Genomic DNA, 19,666 nt, shown 5'->3' on the forward strand with positions numbered 1-19,666 from the left:
TTTTTGTGTTTCTAACCTGAGGTGACTTTAAGCAGCCGAATAATGGAAGGAGTAACCGAGAATAATACTACAATGTTTATGAAAAAAAGGAGGGGAGCTTGTTGAACATCAACGGGTTAACTAAAAAAAATAAATCCGGTAAGGGACAGCAAGCTGACCCGGCAGGTCCAGGTTCTGGAGTGAGATTAACCATTCATCTGGAGCAGACGCTAAACAATATCATAACCGAGCTGGGAGATAGTCCGGATCTTAGAATCCGCCAGGTAAAGCTTGGTGAGGAATCCGTTGTTGAGGCTGCTGCGGTACATCTTAATGGTCTAGCTAAGACAGAAACCGTGAATCAATTTGTAATGGGTTCATTGCTCTCCATAACAGATGAGATGCTTAAGGAAAGTAATACTGCAGCAAATAATAATCTGAATGACCTCATTTTAAACCGTGCCCTGGAAATAGGTGAAGCGCAGCTGCAGGAGGATTGGAACGAGGTGCTGCTCGGAATTCTTTCTGGGAAGACACTGATTCTCATTGAAGGTTATGACAGTGGCATCATGTGTGAGACTGAAGGAGGGGAAGCTCGTTCTGTCACTGAACCCTCCACTCAGCTAGTTGTGCGTGGTCCAAAGGATAGCTTTGTTGAATCTTTGGCTACGAATGTCTCATTAATACGCAGAAGAATAAGATCACCCAAACTAAGACTCGAGCATGTGAAGATCGGGGCGGTAACTCAGACCGATGTGGTTTTTATGTACATCAAGGATACTGCGGACGAGAAGCTGGTTGAAGAAGTTAGAAAACGGCTGCAGCAGATTAATGTAGATGCCATCATGGAATCCGGTTATATCGAAGAGCTGATTCAGGATAAGACCTTTACCCCTTTTCCGACCATCAATAACAGCGAGCGGCCAGACGTTGCTGCAACGAATCTGTTAGAAGGGAGGGTAGTGATTGTCGTTGATGGTACCCCCTTTGTATTGATTTTGCCTGCAGTTTTCACTCTTTTTTTTCAGTCAGCTTCGGATTATGCGCAAAGGTTCGATATTGCAATTCTGATGCGAATTATTCGGTATATCAGTTTTATCGTGCTTATTCTAGGGCCTTCCGTGTATATAGCTTTGACGACGTTTCATTATGAGATGATCCCTACGACTTTGCTGATCAACCTTTTATCGCAACGGGAAAATGTGCCTTTCCCCGCTTTTGTCGAAGCTATTCTAATGGAAGGTGCGTTTGAGATCATCCGGGAAGCGGGAGTAAGAATGCCGCGTGCAGTTGGGCAGACCGTATCTGTAGTAGGTGCTCTGATTCTTGGTCAGGCTGTGGTAGAGGCTGGAATTATTACGCCCGTTATGGTGATTGTGGTCGCGTTGACCGGGATTGCGAGCTTTGCCATTCCAGCGTATAACATGGCGATTGCGGGCAGAATTATCCGCTTTGGTTTTTTGATATTGGCTGGTATGTTTGGTTTTTACGGGATTACACTGGGTTTAATCGTACTGGTTGCACATATGAACAGTCTGCGGACTTTTGGCGTTCCTTATTTGTCTCCAATAGTGCCTTTGTCATCCAGAGGTCAGAAGGATGCCGTCTTAAGGCTGCCTTTGTGGGCGCTTGGCACAGCAGAACCAGCTCCTGCTACTGCGCAGCAAGGGAACATTTCAGAAGGGAAGGAGATCACAACCGGACATGAACAGAACCTATCTCCAAAAATTCTTGATAAGACTAAAGGGACACAGCCGCATAAGAAAGGAAAGCAAGATTCTGAGTAAATGCAATTTTTTCTTAGCAGGACTTTTACCTTGCGTATTGATCTGTCTTAGTCTCACAGGCTGCTGGGATAGTGTGGAATTAAACAGAAGAGCCATCGTTTCCGGTGTGTCCATAGATAGAGGACCTACAGAAGAAGAGAAATATGTATTATCCTTTCAGGTTATCGTTGCTGACGAAATCTCTGGGAAGAACGCTAGAGGGACTTCACCTGTTTCGGTTTATAAAGGTAGCGGCCGCACTATGTTTGAAGCATTAGCTAATGCCTCGCGTCAGACTGCACGTTTTTTGTCTTTAGGACATATTAGGGTGGTCATCATTTCCGAGAAGTTCGCTCAAGAAGGCATCAAGGATATCATGGATGTGCTGGAAAGGGAAAGCGAAACCCGGCTGACAAGCCTGATTTTTATTTCCAAGGGACAGCCTGCAAGTGAATGTATGACGACTATGACCGTGTTCGGAAGGATTCCAGCCAATGATTTGGTGGAGAAGCTGCAGACAACCTCTAAACAATTCGGATATAACTATCGGATGGAAGTGGATGATATTATCCGGGGGATTCAGGTTCCTGGTGGGGGGCCTGTGATCAATGGCGTGCTAGTGACTGGAGATTTGGACCAGAGGGAGAGCAACGATAATTTAAAGAACATAAGTCCGAAGACCATAATAAAGGTTACCGGTCTTGCAGCTTTTAAAGAAGACAAGCTTAAAGGATGGCTGCTCGGCGAAGAGGCGATCGGTACCGTTCTACTTAAGAATAAAATATCTCAGATGCCGGTATTGGTCTCGATAGGGGAGAAGGACTATATATCGTTTAATGTGTATTTATCACAGGTACATATCCACGCTGATGCGAAAGATATAGAGCATCCTATCTTCACGGTTAATGTCACTCAGCAGGCTGGATTAAAGGAATCGCCCAATGGCTTGGATCTAACAGATCCAACAGTGTTAAACGATCTTTCGAAGCTTTTGGAAAAGAATATTCAAGAACAGATCCGCGCTGCCATAGCAACTGCCCGTTCATTAAAAAGTGATTATCTAGGTTTCGGTGAAGCAGTAGAAAGAGCTAATCCACGTGGCTGGAAACAAGTAAAAGATCATTGGGAGAGTATATTTGAAACCTGCCAGATTAATATCGAGGCTGATGCTGTGATCAGGCATACGGATATGCGAAGTGATTCCTTTCAATCCAAGAATAAGTAATGACAATAAAGGAGGGGCAGCTATGGGAAAGATAAAAATAGGACTACTCCAATTTTTCACGTTGACTTTGTTGTTTGAGCTGGGAACAGCGCTGGTAGTGAATCTTGGGATGGAGTCTGGTAAAGATGCGTGGATTTCCATACTCCTCGGAAATTTGATCGGTTTGATTGTATTTTCGGGGTACACTTATTTGTACAGAAAGTTTCCGGATCTCCCCTTAACGGCTTATACCCGCAAGCTATTGGGAAAATCCTTAGGTACGGTGATTTCCGTTCTCTACATTACCCTATTCCTCAATTTAGCGGGTCGTGATTTACGGGATGGCAGTTCCATGCTGGTTATGGCTACTATGCACCGCACACCTTTGTTTATTATTTCAACGTTGATGATCTTATCTTCTGCGTATGTTTTGCATAAAGGAGTAGAGGTATTATCCCGAACTTCATTGGTATTCGCAACTCTTGTAATGCTGATAGGAATATTTTGCTCGATCATGCTGATGTTATCGGGCTCAATTAATTTGAATCGATTACTTCCTATTTTTGAGAATGGGTTCCAGCCTGTGATTGATTCTGTTATTCGCCAGAACTATATGTTCCCTTTTGGTGAAATGATTTGTTTTACCATGCTAATGCCCTATCTGAACAATGTTAAAAAAGGTCCTTGGGTCATCGCCGCGGGGATATTTGTTTCAGGTTTGCTCTTAAGTCTGACTATGATGCTGAATATTTCCGTGCTTGGCACAGATATAGTGAAACGGTCACCCCTCCCTCTGATGCCCACGATTAGCAAGATTTCAATCTCCGATTTTATTCAACGTGTGGATATTCTAATTGTTATGGTGCTGATTATCGGCGTTTTTTTCAAAATGTCTGTGTTTTTTGCGGCCGCACTTATAGGAATTTCGGAATTGTTCAAGATTCCTTACCGGAGAATGGTCTATCCCTGTGCTCTGATCATTCTGTTCAGCTCGATGTTGAATGCGCGGAGCTTTACTGAACATATTAATGAGGGGGGGAGATTGTTATATACGATTTTCCCCTTCTTTATGGTGTTGATCCCTGTAATTCTTATCATCGTTGCGGCGATAAGAAGTCATCTTTCCCCGCCACGTTCTGGTTGATGTCCTGTTTTCCAGTAATAGATATCGGGGATGAACAAGCAGAGCAGCAAAATACAAGCAGTAGCTTTCTCAGAGGCGGTATAGAATAGATAGTTAAGGATATACCCGACGTTACCCAGCCCATAGCCATACAGCCAATCTAGCAAATAAATATACAGCAAGCAGAGAGTGGCTAGCAGTAAAGTTACAGCGTATTTTCGGATCAGAAACTTTCTTGTTTTTTTCTTCAAAGTATTCTCTCCTTTATGGAAATAACGGCATTAACGTTAGTATGAAGCTTTTTACATATGAACATGCATGGTGATATTTTGGTCTAAATGCTTTTCTTTTGTAAAGCTTATCATCCATACCGATTTATGTTACATTAGTATGAAACTAAAGTTAGAAACTAATGTGGCAGGGGAGGATCTTGTTGTGAAGCCGGATTTACGTTCCGCATGGGGAAATAAAGTATTAGTCGGAGACGGAGCGATGGGGACCTACTTATATCAGAAGGGTTTCCCGGTCGGCATTTCCTATGAAGAATTAAATTTGACCTCTCCGGGGGTAATCGAAGATGTTCATCGCAGCTATATTGAGGCAGGGGCAGTGCTGCTGGAAAGCAACACCTTCTCGGCGAACTATGACAGGCTGTCCAAATATGGTCTAGAATCCAAGGTTGAGGAAATAAATCGAGCCGGGGTTAGAATCGCTCGCCAGGCTGCTGGAGATCATGGGTATGTATTAGGAGCTGTAGGATCTATTCGTGCGGGCAAACGTGCGAATCTCTCTTCCACAGAGCTGAAAAAATATTTTACACAGCAGATTGCTGCATTGCTAGAAGAGGACGTAGATGGCATTATGCTGGAAACCTTTTACGATGTTGAGGAACTGCATTTAGCTCTAAGAACGCTCCGCAAGATCAGCTCGCTTCCTGTAGTTTGCCAATTAGCTGTCGATGAAACGGCACGCACATTAGATGGATTAACTTTGCCAGAAGCCTTTCGTATTCTGGAAGGCGATGGCGCTGATGTTATCGGATTTAACTGTAACACAGGCCCGAACGGAATGAAGCGAGCGCTCAAAGCTGTACAAGGGAATCTGGTTCTGCCAGCCTCTGTGTATCCAAATGCGGGTGTGGCGGATTATGTAGACGGAGAATACCGGTACGGGGCTTCACCAGAATATTTTGGCCAAATGGCACAGACTTTCGCGGAGATGGGCTGCCGGATAATCGGTGGTTGCTGTGGTACAACTCCGCAGCATATCGCAGAAATCTCCTCTGCACTGAAGAATTATGTACCGCAACCGCTTCCTAAACCGTTGCCACCTGCAGTGGAGCGTGTATCGCTGCAAGAGAATTTTGGCGATGAGGATAGAGATGGTAGAGAGCCGAACCTGGTTGATCTGGTAAAGGAACGACATACGGTTATTGTTGAGCTTGATCCACCTCGTGAATTGGATATTGCAAAGTTTATGCAGGGCGCAGAAGTTTTGAGAAGAGCAGGCGCGGATGCGCTGACACTCGCCGACAACTCCCTGGCTGTCACACGGATGAGCAACATGGCTTTGGGACATTTGGTGCACGCTAAAACTGGACTTCGTCCGCTAGTGCATATTGCTTGCCGGGATCGTAATTTGATTGGTACTCAATCCCATTTGATGGGTTTTGATGCGCTTGGAATTGATCATGTGCTGGCTGTAACAGGTGATCCTGCGAAATTTGGAGATCTTCCCGGCTCAAGCTCGGTTTATGATTTAACCTCTTTTGAGATTATTAGAATGATCAAGCAGCTGAATGACGGGGTTTCCTTCTCAGGTAAACCTTTGAAACAGAAAGCGAATTTTGTAATCGGAGCTGCATTTAACCCGAATGTTAAACATTTGGATAAGGCAGTGCAACGTCTGGAGAAGAAAATTGCCTCTGGTGCCGACTATATTATGACCCAGCCTGTCTATGATCAGGAACTTATCGTGAAGATAGCTGAGGCAACAGCACATCTGGAAATCCCCGTATTCATTGGTGTTATGCCACTGGCAAGCGGACGTAATGCAGAGTTTCTACATAATGAGGTTCCCGGTATTCAGCTTACGGACGATGTCCGCAACCGCATGAAGGGACTTGAAGGGGAAGCTGGAAGAGCAGAAGGTGTCGCTATCGCTAAGGAACTGTTAGATGTTGCTACTGCCCATTTTAATGGAATCTATCTGATGACTCCGTTCATGTTCTATGATATGAGCGCACAGCTAATGGAGTATGTGTGGGAGAAATCAGGACGCAAATTGTCCCCCTTGTTTCGCTAGTAATAATCAATTACAATAGTGTAATGGATGTGATTCCGTTGTCATTTAGCATGACCGGATACGGTCAATCGTCCCTGCAATTCGGCGGCTACAAGATTATGTTCGAAGTGAAATCGGTGAATCACCGGTACTGCGAAGTTGTACTGCGGATGCCCCGGGATTGGACGGGTTATGAGGATGTGTTGAGAAGAAAGGTTCAACAGCACATCAAACGGGGAAGAATAGATGTTACCATCAATAGAGAGCACGATGAGTCGACAGTTAGACCGGTTCTGAATCACTCTGCTGTAATGACCTATCTAAAGGCAGCAGAGCAGCTTAAGAACGAATATGGTTTGACTGGTGAGTTGACTTTACGTGATATACTTTCTATACCCGGTATTATGGACAGCAAAGACGAGGCTGCGGGTGCCGTGTCTGCGACATTAGAAGACTACTCCGAAGTATTGGAGGCGGGACTTGAGCAGTGTTTGCAGTCTCTGCTGGAGATGCGCGCCCGTGAAGGCAGTTATCTAGCCGCAGATATTGAACAGCGCCTGAACCATCTTGAGAACATGCATGCTGAAATGGTTGAACTTGCACCTGTCGTAATCATTGAATATCGTGAGAAACTTCGACATCGATTGAATGAACTAAATGATGGGACGTTCGCTTTTGATGAGCATAAATTCGGGATGGAGATCGCTATTTTTGCAGATCGCTGTAATATTGATGAAGAGTTGACCCGGTTGTATAGTCATTTCGAGCAATGCAGAGCCCTCCTGAAGGGGAAAGGACCGGTAGGACGCAAACTGGATTTTCTCATTCAGGAGATGAACCGTGAGACGAATACAATCGGATCGAAATGCAATCATCTAACTCTCGTGGGTCTTGTGCTAGATATGAAAGCAGAACTGGAGAAGATTCGAGAACAAGCTGCGAACATAGAGTAATCGGGAATAGGTAATAGCATAGAACTTTATGGGGGGAACTACCGGAACATGGCAATCAAACTTATTAACATTGGCTTTGGAAATATTGTGTCTGCCAACCGCATTATTTCTATCGTCAGTCCGGAATCTGCACCAATCAAACGTATTATCCAGGAGGCACGTGATCGGCATATGTTGATCGACGCCACCTATGGCCGACGGACTCGTGCCGTAATCATTACAGATAGTGATCATGTCATCCTATCGGCTGTACAGCCGGAGACTGTGGCGCATCGCTTATCCAGTAAAGATGACGACAACGACGAATAACAACTAAATGGAGTGTATTATGTCAAAAGGATTGCTCATCATATTATCCGGACCTTCCGGCGTGGGTAAAGGTACTGTTTGTACTGCACTACGTCCGAAGATGCCCGAACTTGTCTACTCAGTTTCTGCTACTACTCGCAGTCCGCGTGCGGGTGAGGAAGATGGCGTCAACTATTTTTTCAAAAGCAAAGAGGAATTTATGACAATGATCGAAGCCGATCAATTGCTTGAATACGCGGAGTACGTAGGTAATTATTACGGTACTCCCCGTGATTTTGTAGAGAGAACTCTCAATAGCGGCAAAGACATTATTCTCGAAATTGAGGTTCAAGGAGCTCTCAAAGTCAAAGAGAAATTTCCTGAAGGGATTTTTGTGTTCCTTCTTCCTCCATCCATGGACGAGTTGAAGGACCGCATTCGCGGACGGGGTACTGAGCATCCAGATGTGATCGATCACCGCATGACTGTAGCGGAAGATGAGATCAACTTAATGCAGCATTATGATTATGCTGTTGTGAATGATGAGATTGATCTGGCTTGTAAGAGAATAGAAAGCATTATTATCGCCGAACATTGTAAAGTCAGATAATTTATGCTGAAGGTCAAATGGTATTAACAGTAAACTATGAAGAGGTGTCCCAGTGCTATATCCATCCATTGATGAAATGATGACTAAGGTTGACAGTAAGTATTCGCTCGTTGTCGCTGCTGCACGTCGTGCTAGACAATTGCGTGAGGGTGGCAAGACAGATGTGAAGAATCCTAGATCGCATAAATTTGTTGGTGTTGCTCTTGAGGAAATTTACGAAGATCGCATTACTCTAACCCGCGGTGAAGAGTAGTCTCAAGCATAAGTAATAATGACCTATTGTAGAAACGGATGCCGCCTATTTGTTTTGAGGCGCTGCCGTTTCTTCTTGGGTTATGGAGCATTTACGGGTCTTAAATTTATGATGAAAGCCCAGAACCGGGCTCTTTATGACAACCGGAAGGTTGTTATTTTTTTCTCGTCGTAAAGATAGCCATTCGTTGTAAGAGTAGGGAACAGGGGGGAGATCATGTTGAAGAGCTTGAAGGGGAAGACTATTTTACTTGGGATCACAGGAGGAATTGCTGCTTATAAAGCGGCGTCCTTGACCAGTAAGCTTGTCCAAAAAGGAGCCGAGGTTCATGTCATTATGACAGCTTCGGCGAAGCAGTTCATTACAGAATTAACTCTACAGTCACTATCGAAGCAACGAGTATATAGCGATACATTCCAGGAGAGAGATCCATCCTCCATTTCACATATTGATCTGGCAGATGCTGCGGATCTTGTGCTGGTAGCACCCGCAACCGCAAATATAATTGCCAAAATGGCACACGGTATCGCCGATGATATGTTATCTACTACACTGCTTGCTACTACGGCTCCTATTATGGTTGCACCAGCTATGAATGTTCATATGTATCAGCATCCAGCTGTACTTAATAATTTGAATATTCTCGCTAGCCGAGGCATTCATTTTATTGAGCCTGGTGAAGGACTGCTGGCATGTGGATACGTTGGCAAAGGTCGGCTAGAAGAGCCAGAGGCTATTGTGAGTGTGGTTGAGAATTTTTTTGCACACCAAGCTAGCGTCGCATCCAAACCTCTTGCGGGTAAAAAAATCGTCATCACAGCGGGTGGAACGGTAGAACGGATTGATCCAGTGCGTTATATCTCCAATGATTCATCCGGTAAAATGGGCTTCGCGCTAGCACGTGCTGCACGTGCAATGGGTGCTGAGGTAACGTTGATTGCTGCGCGTACAGATGAGGCTCCTCCACAGGAACCAGAGATTTCAGTCATTCGTGTTCAATCTGCACAGGAAATGTATGAAGCAGTTACCGCACTGTGGGACAGCTGCGACATTATGATCAAGGCGGCTGCTGTATCGGATTACCGTCCGAAGCATAGTGAGCCTTCCAAGATTAAAAAAAGCGGAGAGACGATGACGCTTGAGCTTGTGAAGACAACGGATATTCTGGAAACACTCGGTAAGACCAAAAACAAGCAGTTTTTGGTCGGCTTTGCTGCGGAAACGGGCAATACGGAATTTTATGCTAAGGACAAGCTGGTCCGCAAAAACTGCGATCTCATCGTTGCTAACAATGTAGCGGCTGCAGGAGCCGGATTTGGAGCGGATACGAATATCGTTTCGATATATGATGTGAATGGATTGGTGCTTGAATTGCCACAATTGTCGAAGGATGAGGTTGCTCGTCATTTGCTGACGCTCGTGGCAGAGCGGATTACTGGAGCTTCATTATAATGGATATCGCCAAGGTCATTGTGGATGTGCCTGTACGCAGCACTGACCGGCCATTTGATTATAGTATTCCAGAATCCCTGAAGTTATGGATTGAAGTGGGCAGTCGGGTAGCCGTTCCGTTTGGGCACCGGACAGTCCAAGGTTTTGTAGTATCTTTAGAATCAGGCGAGACCCTAGTGAGTCCTAGCCTGAAGCCTATTCAAGAAGTGTTGGATTTGCTTCCGCCTTTATCTCCTGAATTAGTTGAGCTTGCGGACTGGATGAGTAAAAGATATGCATGTAGACGAATTTCAGCACTGCAGGCGATGTTGCCCACCGCTCTAAAAGGGAAGGCAGAACGGCTGATTTCACTTGGAGATGTGCAGGAAGAGACAGCATTTCCAGAGGATGAATTGTTCCCAATGTTTGCCGACACAGGGGATGAGGAACGACTAATCACAGAATTTATTGGACGTAGTGGCGAAGTTTCCATGAAGCAGCTTACTCGTGCATTTCCTGAGGCTGCTGAGACGGTGAAGTTCATGCTGCGGCGTGGAGTACTTATAGAGAGTCAATCCATTAAGGATAAAATGGGTAAGAAAAAGCTCAAGGCAGTCGATCTGGCGATAGGTGTCACTGCTGCCCGTGAGGCATTGAACAAATTCCCGAAAAAATCCGCACGCCAGAAGGAAGTTCTGAGCTTTTTAGTTGATATGGAAGCTACACTCCCTATGGCCCTTAAAGAAGTTTTGTCTGCACTCCAAGTAACGGCAAGTACTGTAAAGGCCTTGGAGGAAAAAGGTTTTATCGAGATCAGTGAAATTGAAGTCTATCGCGATCCTTATCAAGGACGAGATTTTAAACCTACCACACCTCTACCGCTTACAGCGGAACAAGAGGTCGTATATACAAGAATTTCTCGAACCTTAGAGGAGCAGCTTCACGAAGTATTTCTGCTTCATGGAGTTACGGGTAGTGGTAAGACAGAGATCTATTTGCAATGTATTAAACGCTGTTTAGATCAGGGCAGACAGGCTGTTGTTCTTGTGCCAGAGATTGCTTTAACACCACAAATGGTGGAGCGGTTTAAGGGGCGGTTCGGCAGCGGGGTCGCGGTTATGCATAGCCGGCTGTCTGTTGGTGAGCGATACGATGAGTGGCGTAAAATCCGTGAAGGAAAGGCCACAGTCGCTGTAGGCGCAAGATCGGCCGTGTTTGCTCCTTTCTCCAACCTAGGGTTGATTATTATGGATGAAGAACATGAGACCTCTTATAAACAGGAGGAGAATCCGAAATATCATGCCCGTGATGCTGCTATTCGTAGAGCAGAGCAGTGTGGGGCAGCTGTGATTCTTGGATCTGCCACGCCTTCGCTGGAAAGCTATCATGCTGCAAGATCGCAGAGTGATATTCATTTTTCACCGGTACTGCTGGAGATGCCTACCCGTGCGCTTGGAAATGAACTTCCAAAGGTGAACGTAGTAGACATGCGGGAAGAGCTTAAAGAAGGCAACCGTTCGATGTTCAGCCGAAAGCTTCATTCAGCACTGGAAGAGAGGCTGGAACGCGGAGAACAGACGGTGCTGCTGCTTAACCGTAGAGGTTTCTCAACCTTTGTCATGTGTCGTAGCTGTGGTTACGTAGCCGGTTGTCCAGAATGTGATATCTCACTAACGTATCATAGCCGTAGTGACAATTTGCGTTGTCATTATTGCGGACATGCTGAACCAGCACCTAAGCTTTGTCCGGAGTGTGGTAGTGAGCATATCCGGTTTTTCGGAACGGGTACACAGCGGGTGGAGGAAGAGCTTGGTAAGCTATTCCCAGGCATACGAGTGATTCGTATGGATGTGGACACAACAACAGAAAAGGGCTCGCATGAGAAGCTGCTGAACCAATTTAGAGACAAAAAAGCGGATGTTCTCCTGGGCACTCAGATGGTAGCAAAGGGACTGGATTTTCCAGATGTCACTCTTGTTGGTGTAATCACAGCAGATTCAGCTTTGAACCTGCCCGATTTTCGCGCAGCAGAGAAGACATTCCAATTGCTTACACAAGTTGCAGGCAGAGCAGGCCGGCACCAGCTTCCAGGCGAAGTGGTCGTTCAGTCCTATACGCCAGAGCATTATTCTATTATTCATGCCAGCGGACATGACTATCTCTCTTTTGTACGTGAAGAGCTGAAGCATCGCAGAGGCCTCCATTATCCGCCATATTGCAGACTCATCCTGGTCACATTGTCTCATGAACAGCTGCCGCTTCTACTGCGGATGGCAGAGAATTATGCTCTGAATCTTCAGGGAAAGGCCAGACAGCTAAGGTGGTATGGAAGTCTCGATAAGCTAACCAGCGATGTGTTAGATCTGTTGGGTCCTGTGGCATCACCTATCCCTCGATTAAAGGGTAGATATAGATTCCAGTGTATGATAAAATGGCGCGGCGCCATCGATGTGATTGGACTTGTCCGCCAAGTGGCTGAAGAGTTAGAGGATTCTGTGCGGGATACCGGTCTTCAGATCAGCATTGATGTGGATCCGCAGATGTTGATGTAAATCCGTATCATGTTACAATGTAAAAAAAGAGCTTTATCAATTGACTTTAAATATAGAAATGTTCAGAACGGGAAGGTGTTTTGTAATGGCTATACGTTTGATCGTTAAAGAACCAGATGAAGTATTGCACAAAAAAGCTAAAGAAGTAGCTGTAGTTACTCCTAATGTTAAAAAATTGCTGGATGATATGGCACATACGATGTATGACGCTGAAGGAGTAGGGCTGGCGGCACCCCAAGTCGGAATTTTGAAACGTCTAATTGTGGTGGATGCGGATGAAGAGCATGGATTGATCAAAATGATTAACCCTGAAATCATCAGCATGGAAGGTGAACAGCTAGGACCAGAAGGATGTCTTAGTATTCCTGGCTTGAATGGTGATGTTCGCCGTGCGGAGACTGTAACTGTACGTGGCCTTAACCGTGAGGGAAAAGAGATTACGATAACCGGCAGTGGTTTACTTGCCCGGGCTTTTCAGCATGAGATTGACCATTTGAATGGAGTTCTATTTACAGATATCGCTGAAAAAGTATACGAGATGACTGCTAACGAGACTGAGGAGTGAGGAATATGAAGATTGTATTCATGGGAACTCCAGCTTTTGCGGTGCCAAGCTTGCAAATGCTGGTAGATGAAGGCTATGAAGTTGTAGCTGTCATCACCCAACCAGATCGTCCGCAGGGGAGAAAAAAGATCTTGGCTCCTTCACCAGTTAAGGAAGCCGCATTAGCTCTCGGATTACCTGTGCTTCAGCCAGAACGCATGCGTCGTCCTGAGGCAGTCGCCGAGCTGGCAGCATATGAGCCGGATTTGATCGTCACGGCTGCTTATGGTCAAATTTTGCCTAAAGCTGTGTTGGACTTACCGCGGAATGGTTGTGTGAATGTACACGGTTCGTTGCTTCCTAAATATCGGGGAGGTGCTCCGATTCAGCGCAGTATCATCAATGGTGAGAAAGTGACCGGCGTTACTTTGATGTATATGGCTGAGGGGCTGGATACCGGTGACATGATCTCTCGTGTCGAAGTGGCTATTGAGGATGGGGATACCTCTGGAACTCTTTTTGAGAAGCTGAGCCTGGCTGGACGAGATCTGTTAAAGTCTGAAATGCCACGTTTAGTAAGCGGAAAAGTTCAAGCTGTTCAGCAAGACGATAGTGAGGCAACTTATGCCCCTAACCTTAATCGCGAGGATGAACGCTTGGATTGGAACGCTAGCTCACGTGACAACTATAATCGAATTCGTGGATTAGTTCCTTTTTCCGGCGCATTTACGCTCTGGAATGGTGAGACCTTTAAAGCTTGGGCTTCTAAGCTGCCTGAAGCGCAGAAAGCAAGTGATAGTGCTCCAGGAACGGTGCTTTCTGTAACTGAACGAGGTGTCGAAGTGAAGACAGGTGACGGAAGTCTGCTGCTGACAACGGTTCAACCTGCTGGCAAAAAAGCAATGAGTGCGGCCGATTTTAGCCGTGGTGCTGTTATGAAGCCAGGGACGGTGTTAGGTTGAGCGGCGGTGGAAATGGTGTTGGCCGATCAGCAGTAAATCCTAGCGCTGGTAAGAGACAGGGGAATAACTCTAAAGCAGTTGGCAACAACGGCAGAGCTGGCAACAAGGGTAAGGTTACCCCTGCTTCTGCCCGGGAAATCGCGCTTGATATAATGGTTAAAGTTGAGCAGCAAGGTGCATATAGCAATTTGCTGCTCAACAGCAGTCTACAGAAGGCAACGCTTAGCAGAGAAGATGCCGGACTGGTCACAGAACTTGTCTATGGCTCTATTTCGCGGATGAACACCCTGGATTATGTGCTTGAAGGATTTGTTAGTAAAGGGATAGCCAAACTACAGCCATGGGTCCGTAATTTACTGCGGTTTAGTTTATATCAAATTATGTATCTCGATCGTATACCGTCCCATGCAGCTGTAAATGAGGCTGTTAATATAGCGAAGAAAAAAGGCCACCAGGGAATCTCAGGGATGGTTAACGGCGTGCTGCGCAGTGTATTGCGTGCTGGTGATCTGCCAGTTCTGCCTGAGGGGCTAAGTCAAGCGCAGCGGATATCGATATTATATTCACATCCGTTGTGGTTAGTGGAACGTTGGATTACCGAGTACGGTGTCGACACGGCGGAAGCGATTTGTGCATCTAATAATGAGCCGCCTGCGGTCAGCGTACGTGTGAATACAACGATGATCAGTCGTGAAGCTCTGCTGAACCAGATGATTGAACAAGGTCTGCAAGCTTCAGCATCTGAGGTTAGTCCTTATGGCATTGTTGTGAAAGGCGGCGGAAACCTGGCGCTCACCTCCTGGTATCGTGATGGATATCTCTCCGTTCAGGATGAGAGTTCTATGCTAGTAGCTGAAGCGGTAGCTCCGGAGCCTGGCATGAGGGTGCTTGACTGCTGCGCTGCTCCTGGGGGCAAAACAGCACATATGGGCGAGCTCATGAAAGATGAAGGATCGATTTACGCTAATGATCTGCATTTGCATAAAGCGAAATTGATCTCAGATCAAGCAGAACGTTTAGGTCTTGATTGTGTATCTACAGGTAGTGCAGACGCGCTGGAGCTGGAGCAAACGTTAGAGCATCAATCCTTTGATAGAATTCTTCTCGACGCACCTTGCTCTGGACTCGGCGTAATTCGCCGTAAGCCAGACCTCAAATGGCGTAAGCAGCCGGAAGATGTGGCTAGTGTAGCATCATTGCAGCGGGAGTTGCTGCAGTCGGTCTCTAAACTGTTGAAACCGGGTGGCATTCTGGTATATAGTACCTGTACGACTGAACAAGCGGAAAATAGTGAAGTAGTAGCTGACTTTTTGAAGCAGAATCCTGATTTCACCGCAGTGACCTTTGCTTCACCGTTGTGGGACAGGCTGGAGGGTACCGCGCTGGCTGAGGGTGATGGAATTCAACTGCTGCCCCATCATTATGGGAGCGACGGGTTCTATATTTCCAAGCTCCAGAGAGTCTTGTAATATAGCAAATTTTCTGACAATTGTAGTATCCTCCGCCCGCCGGGCTACCGTACGGCGGGCGTTTTCTTTTACCGTCTCTGAAATTTGTGTTAAAATAGGAAGAATGAGAAATAATACGCATATCCTTATGAAAGAACAGGTGTAGATAATAATGAAACCTTTAATATATGATTTTTCTTTAGAAGAGTTACAACAGTGGGCGAAAGACAATGGTGAGCCTGCTTTTCGTGGTGGACAAATTTTTGATTGGCTGTATGTAAAACGTGTGAATGACTTCGAAGCAATGAGCAATTTGTCCAAAGGGCTTCGCCAGAAGCTGAATGAACAATTCTCTATTGCAGCACTAACTGAAATTACTAAAATGGAATCTAAAGATGGAACTGTAAAATTCCTGTTTGGATTGCATGACGATCATGCTATCGAAACAGTTATCATGAAACATAATTATGGCAATAGCGTTTGCGTAACAACCCAAGTAGGATGCCGAATCGGCTGTACTTTCTGTGCTTCCACACTCGGTGGATTAAAACGGGATTTGACAGCGGGAGAAATTGTAGCTCAGGTTGTACGTTCCCAACAAATCCTGGATGCGCGCGGCGAACGTGTCAGCAGCATTGTTATCATGGGTACTGGTGAACCGTTTGAGAACTATGATGCAACAATGAGATTCCTGCGTCTTATGATTCATGAGAAGGGCTTAAATATCGGACAACGGCATATTACTGTTTCCACCAGCGGTATTGTACCGAGCATTTATAAATTTGCAGAAGAAGATACCCAGATTAATCTGGCGATTTCGATTCATGCGCCTAACGACGCCTTGCGTTCAAAGCTAATGCCTGTTAACCGCCGTTTTCCGTTTGATGATGTAATTGAATCATTGCGTTATTATCAAGCTAAGACGGGACGACGTGTCAGCTTTGAATATGCCTTGATCGGCGGGGTAAATGACCAACCGGAGCATGCTGAGGAATTGGCTGGGGTGCTTAAGAGCATGCTGTGCCACGTCAATTTGATTCCGGTAAACCATGTGCCTGAGCGAAAATATGTACGTACTTCACGCAATGATATCTTTGAGTTTCAACGTATTTTGGCTGATAACGGGGTGAATGTTACTATTCGCCGTGAGCAAGGCCATGATATCGCGGCCGCATGCGGACAGCTGCGTGCCAAACATATGGAGTTGGGGTGAGGATATTTGATCAGAACAGTTCATGCCAGCGATATTGGCCGAGTGCGCGCTGTCAATGAGGATTCGGTCTGGATCGGCGCGACGCGCCACGGTTATACACTCGGTATTATTGCCGATGGGATGGGTGGACATCAGGCTGGTGAAACCGCAAGCAGGCTCGCTTTGGAGACAATGAGGAATAACCTAGACGGGTTAGAGTCTGGCCTTCAAGACGAAGCTCTGCGTGATGCGTTGTCAGCTGCTATTTTGGAAGCTAACAGCACTGTGTTCAGGGAGGCTTCCGGTGACGATAAGTATCATAATATGGGTACTACTGTCGTTGCTGTTCTTTTGAATGGATCAAACGGATATATTGGCCATATCGGAGACAGCAGAGCCTATTTAATAAAAGACAGTGCGGCAGTTCAACTAACCGAGGATCATACGCTAGTCAATGAGCTGTTCAAGAACGGTCAGATCAGTGTGGAGGAATTGGATAATCATCCGCGTCGTAATGTGCTGACGAGGGCACTTGGAACAGATGCTGAGGTTGAAGTTGATATGGCGCCTATAGCTCTGCTACCTGGGGAAATTTTGCTTCTATGCAGCGATGGTTTAAGCAACTTTGTCACAAATGAGCATTTAGGCAAAGTAGCAGGTATACATGAGATATCGTTAGAGGAAAGAGCGGACCGTTTACTTCAGCTGGCACTGCTCGCCGGCGGTGGCGATAATATTAGCGTCGCTTTGTTAGAACATCATGGAGAGGCCGCTGTGCCCGAAACAAAGGAGTGGGATTGATGATCGGTCACGAATTGGGCGGCCGTTACCAAGTCATCGAACGGATCGGCGGAGGTGGAATGGCGCTCGTCTATAGAGCACATGACATTCTTTTAAACCGAAATGTCGCCATCAAAGTATTGCGCAATCAGTTTGTGCATGACGAGGAATTTATTCGCCGTTTTAGGCGTGAGGCGCAATCTGCCGCATCTTTGTCTCATCCGAATGTCGTCAGCATATACGATGTAGGACAAGAAGACGAAATTCATTACATTGTCATGGAGTATATTGAGGGTCAGAATCTTAATGAAATTATAAAAGAACGAGCGCCATTACAGGTTGATGAATCCGTACGGATCGCTTCACAAATCTGTGATGCCCTAGATCATGCGCATCAGAATCAAATTATTCATCGTGATATAAAACCACATAATATCCTGATCGGACGCAACGGCCGGGTGAAAGTAACCGACTTTGGGATTGCCCGCGCAGTTACGTCAACAACCATTACACAGACCGGTTCTGTGGTTGGTTCAGTACATTATTTCTCGCCAGAGCATGCCAAAGGTGTCTCTACAGGAGAAAAGTCTGACTTGTATTCATTAGGTATTGTACTTTATCAAATGCTTACCGGAAGCCTGCCCTTCTTGGGAGAGAGTCCGATTAGTGTAGCTTTAAAACATCTGCAAGAAGAGTTTGAAGAACCAAAACTTCTGAATCCACTCATTCCGCAAAGCGTTGAGAATGTAATTCTGAGATCAATGCGTAAAAATCCGGAAGAGCGGTACGACTCTGCCAAAGAAATGTTGCAGGATTTGGAAACATGCTTATTGCCGGAGCGCCGCAGTGAGGCGAAGATTCTGTTCAACGATGAAGAAGATGAGGATCGTACGCGGGTTATCCCGGCGATAAAACCGATTCAAAGAAGCAATGGTAATCGTAATCATCGTGAGGAACGGATGGTTCGTGATGAAGATGATGAACCGGTGCCTTCAAGCAAAGGTAAAAAACAATGGGCAAAACCCACATTATGGATTGGGCTTACCTTGCTGTTGCTGTTGGCTATGGCCAGTCTCGTATGGTACGTTAAATCACAGCTAGTTGTTCCTGAGGTTTCCGTTCCTTATGTAGTAGGTAAACAGATAGAACAAGCACAAACTGAGCTTGAGGATTTGGGGCTTGAGGTTGCTGATCCTATTCTGTATGACTACAGTCCGAATTTTGAAGAGAATGTGGTCATTAAGCAAAGTAGGGAAAAGGATGCCAAAGTGAAAAAAGGAGCGTCCCTAATACTCACTGTGAATACGGCTAAGCCACTACCTAAGATGCCAGATGTAGTTAACAAGAGCTTTGATGATGCGGTTAAAGCATTGATGGCGCTGGGTGTAGCCCAGGACCGGATTGATAATAAACCTCTCTATGACGAAAATACAGATGAAGGTCTCATTGTAAAATCTGACCCTGCATTAAATACAGAATTCGATCCTGAGACGGTTCAAATCACCCTTTACGTTAGTAAAGGAGAAGAAAGTGTACTGTTGCCAGATCTCATCGGTAAGACGGAGAGTGAGGCAAAGGCGCTGCTGGAAGGTGCCAAGCTTGTTCTTGGAGAAGTTAAACAAGAATCCAGCTTCAGCATTGAAGAAGGTAAAGTAACAAAGACTTGGGCATTTGATAAGGGGACAGGTACTTCTGTTCCACCTGGAACAGCGATTACGATTTACTTAAGTACAGGTTATCCACCTGAAGCCCTGAATTATACCTTTAATGTGCCAGTCGCTCCTGCTCAGGATGGGAAAAAGAGCAAGATTCGTATCGAATTCGTGGATGCGCGCAATAATGGAGAGAAGCAGGATTGGGGAACACGTACCATTGGAAAGAGCCAAGTGTTATCTGTGAATCTAGTATTGGCTCCTAATAAAGATGGTTCAGTTATTGTTACCCGTGACGGTGTACTTTTGGATACTTATGTAATTCCTTATATCGATGCTAAGAACGGAACCGTTCAGGAGCCTGAACCACCAGTTATAGCAACACCACAGCCAACTCCAACACCTTCTGCTGAACCTACGCCTACAATTGAACCTACGATTGAACCGGAGATCTTGCCAGGTTCAGGTTCAGAGAATGACGGAGGGAATAACGGGGCGGTGAATCAGACAGGGTTCGTAAACAATAGTTCTATAAATAGTGAATCGACTAATAATGGCAATAATAAGCACAACAATAAAGGCAAGGATAAATCTAAAGATAAAAACAACAACTAAACAGGGTTTAACCTGAACGGTTGGCGTAGCG

General features: G+C 45.7%; 17 protein-coding genes. 16 read left to right on the forward strand and 1 reads right to left on the reverse strand.

Going from position 1 to position 19,666, the window contains the following annotated elements; genetic code table 11:
- Positions 1-101 precede the first annotated feature (101 nt).
- From PODO_RS11985 to PODO_RS11995, 3 genes are read left to right on the forward strand one after another with little or no spacing between them, the layout of a single operon-like run.
- Positions 102-1,766 (forward strand): spore germination protein, encoded by a 1,665-nt coding sequence (locus PODO_RS11985; protein ID WP_076104793.1) that lies wholly within the window; start codon positions 102-104, stop codon positions 1,764-1,766.
- Entirely contained in the window at positions 1,684-2,970 is a 1,287-nt protein-coding gene (locus PODO_RS11990) for a Ger(x)C family spore germination protein (RefSeq protein WP_080742471.1), read from the forward strand. Before PODO_RS11985 ends, PODO_RS11990 begins: the two co-directional genes overlap by 83 nt.
- A gap of 22 nt (positions 2,971-2,992) precedes the next feature.
- A complete protein-coding gene (locus PODO_RS11995) occupies positions 2,993-4,093 on the forward strand; it encodes a GerAB/ArcD/ProY family transporter (protein ID WP_036686178.1) in 1,101 nt (366 codons plus the stop codon).
- Here the strand turns inward: PODO_RS11995 and PODO_RS12000 are convergent.
- Complete coding sequence (locus PODO_RS12000) at positions 4,066-4,323, reverse strand: YczF family membrane protein (protein ID WP_036686181.1); 258 nt, start codon at positions 4,321-4,323, stop codon at positions 4,066-4,068. The genes PODO_RS11995 and PODO_RS12000 overlap by 28 nt on opposite strands.
- Positions 4,324-4,507: 184 nt before the next feature.
- On the opposite strand from PODO_RS12000, the gene PODO_RS12005 reads away from it, so the two are divergent.
- The 13 genes from PODO_RS12005 (at position 4,508) to pknB (ending at position 19,635) form a co-directional block, all read left to right on the forward strand.
- Positions 4,508-6,376: a bifunctional homocysteine S-methyltransferase/methylenetetrahydrofolate reductase gene (locus tag PODO_RS12005; RefSeq protein WP_038570311.1), complete on the forward strand. Its 1,869-nt coding sequence runs from the start codon at positions 4,508-4,510 to the stop codon at positions 6,374-6,376.
- A 38-nt stretch (positions 6,377-6,414) separates the two neighbouring features.
- Complete coding sequence (locus tag PODO_RS12010; RefSeq protein ID WP_036686185.1) at positions 6,415-7,308, forward strand: YicC/YloC family endoribonuclease; 894 nt, start codon at positions 6,415-6,417, stop codon at positions 7,306-7,308.
- A 48-nt stretch (positions 7,309-7,356) separates the two neighbouring features.
- Positions 7,357-7,617, forward strand: coding sequence for an extracellular matrix/biofilm regulator RemA (gene remA / locus PODO_RS12015; protein ID WP_006209218.1), 261 nt, complete (start codon positions 7,357-7,359; stop codon positions 7,615-7,617).
- A gap of 19 nt (positions 7,618-7,636) precedes the next feature.
- Complete coding sequence (gmk, locus tag PODO_RS12020) at positions 7,637-8,206, forward strand: guanylate kinase (protein ID WP_036686186.1); 570 nt, start codon at positions 7,637-7,639, stop codon at positions 8,204-8,206.
- A gap of 52 nt (positions 8,207-8,258) precedes the next feature.
- Positions 8,259-8,459, forward strand: coding sequence for a DNA-directed RNA polymerase subunit omega (gene rpoZ / locus PODO_RS12025; protein ID WP_036686188.1), 201 nt, complete (start codon positions 8,259-8,261; stop codon positions 8,457-8,459).
- A 216-nt stretch (positions 8,460-8,675) separates the two neighbouring features.
- Positions 8,676-9,911, forward strand: coding sequence for a bifunctional phosphopantothenoylcysteine decarboxylase/phosphopantothenate--cysteine ligase CoaBC (coaBC, locus tag PODO_RS12030; RefSeq protein WP_038570318.1), 1,236 nt, complete (start codon positions 8,676-8,678; stop codon positions 9,909-9,911).
- Positions 9,911-12,442, forward strand: coding sequence for a primosomal protein N' (priA, locus tag PODO_RS12035; protein WP_036686191.1), 2,532 nt, complete (start codon positions 9,911-9,913; stop codon positions 12,440-12,442). The genes coaBC and priA overlap by 1 nt, the downstream gene beginning before the upstream one ends.
- Before the next feature lie 85 nt (positions 12,443-12,527).
- On the forward strand, positions 12,528-13,007 hold the full coding sequence (def, locus tag PODO_RS12040) for a peptide deformylase (protein ID WP_036686193.1): 480 nt from the start codon (positions 12,528-12,530) through the stop codon (positions 13,005-13,007).
- A 5-nt stretch (positions 13,008-13,012) separates the two neighbouring features.
- Positions 13,013-13,948: a methionyl-tRNA formyltransferase gene (gene fmt / locus PODO_RS12045; RefSeq protein ID WP_036686194.1), complete on the forward strand. Its 936-nt coding sequence runs from the start codon at positions 13,013-13,015 to the stop codon at positions 13,946-13,948.
- A gap of 152 nt (positions 13,949-14,100) precedes the next feature.
- Entirely contained in the window at positions 14,101-15,417 is a 1,317-nt protein-coding gene (gene rsmB / locus PODO_RS12050) for a 16S rRNA (cytosine(967)-C(5))-methyltransferase RsmB (protein ID WP_036686580.1), read from the forward strand.
- A gap of 151 nt (positions 15,418-15,568) precedes the next feature.
- Positions 15,569-16,609, forward strand: a complete 1,041-nt coding sequence (gene rlmN / locus PODO_RS12055) for a dual-specificity RNA methyltransferase RlmN (RefSeq protein WP_036686196.1) — start codon at positions 15,569-15,571, stop codon at positions 16,607-16,609.
- Between the two features lie 6 nt (positions 16,610-16,615).
- Complete coding sequence (locus PODO_RS12060; RefSeq protein WP_036686197.1) at positions 16,616-17,389, forward strand: Stp1/IreP family PP2C-type Ser/Thr phosphatase; 774 nt, start codon at positions 16,616-16,618, stop codon at positions 17,387-17,389.
- Positions 17,389-19,635 (forward strand): Stk1 family PASTA domain-containing Ser/Thr kinase, encoded by a 2,247-nt coding sequence (gene pknB / locus PODO_RS12065; RefSeq protein WP_036686199.1) that lies wholly within the window; start codon positions 17,389-17,391, stop codon positions 19,633-19,635. Before PODO_RS12060 ends, pknB begins: the two co-directional genes overlap by 1 nt.
- Positions 19,636-19,666: the final 31 nt, after the last annotated feature.

It is taken from the genome of Paenibacillus odorifer (assembly GCF_000758725.1).
Classification (GTDB): Bacteria; Bacillota; Bacilli; order Paenibacillales; family Paenibacillaceae; genus Paenibacillus_AQ; species Paenibacillus_AQ odorifer.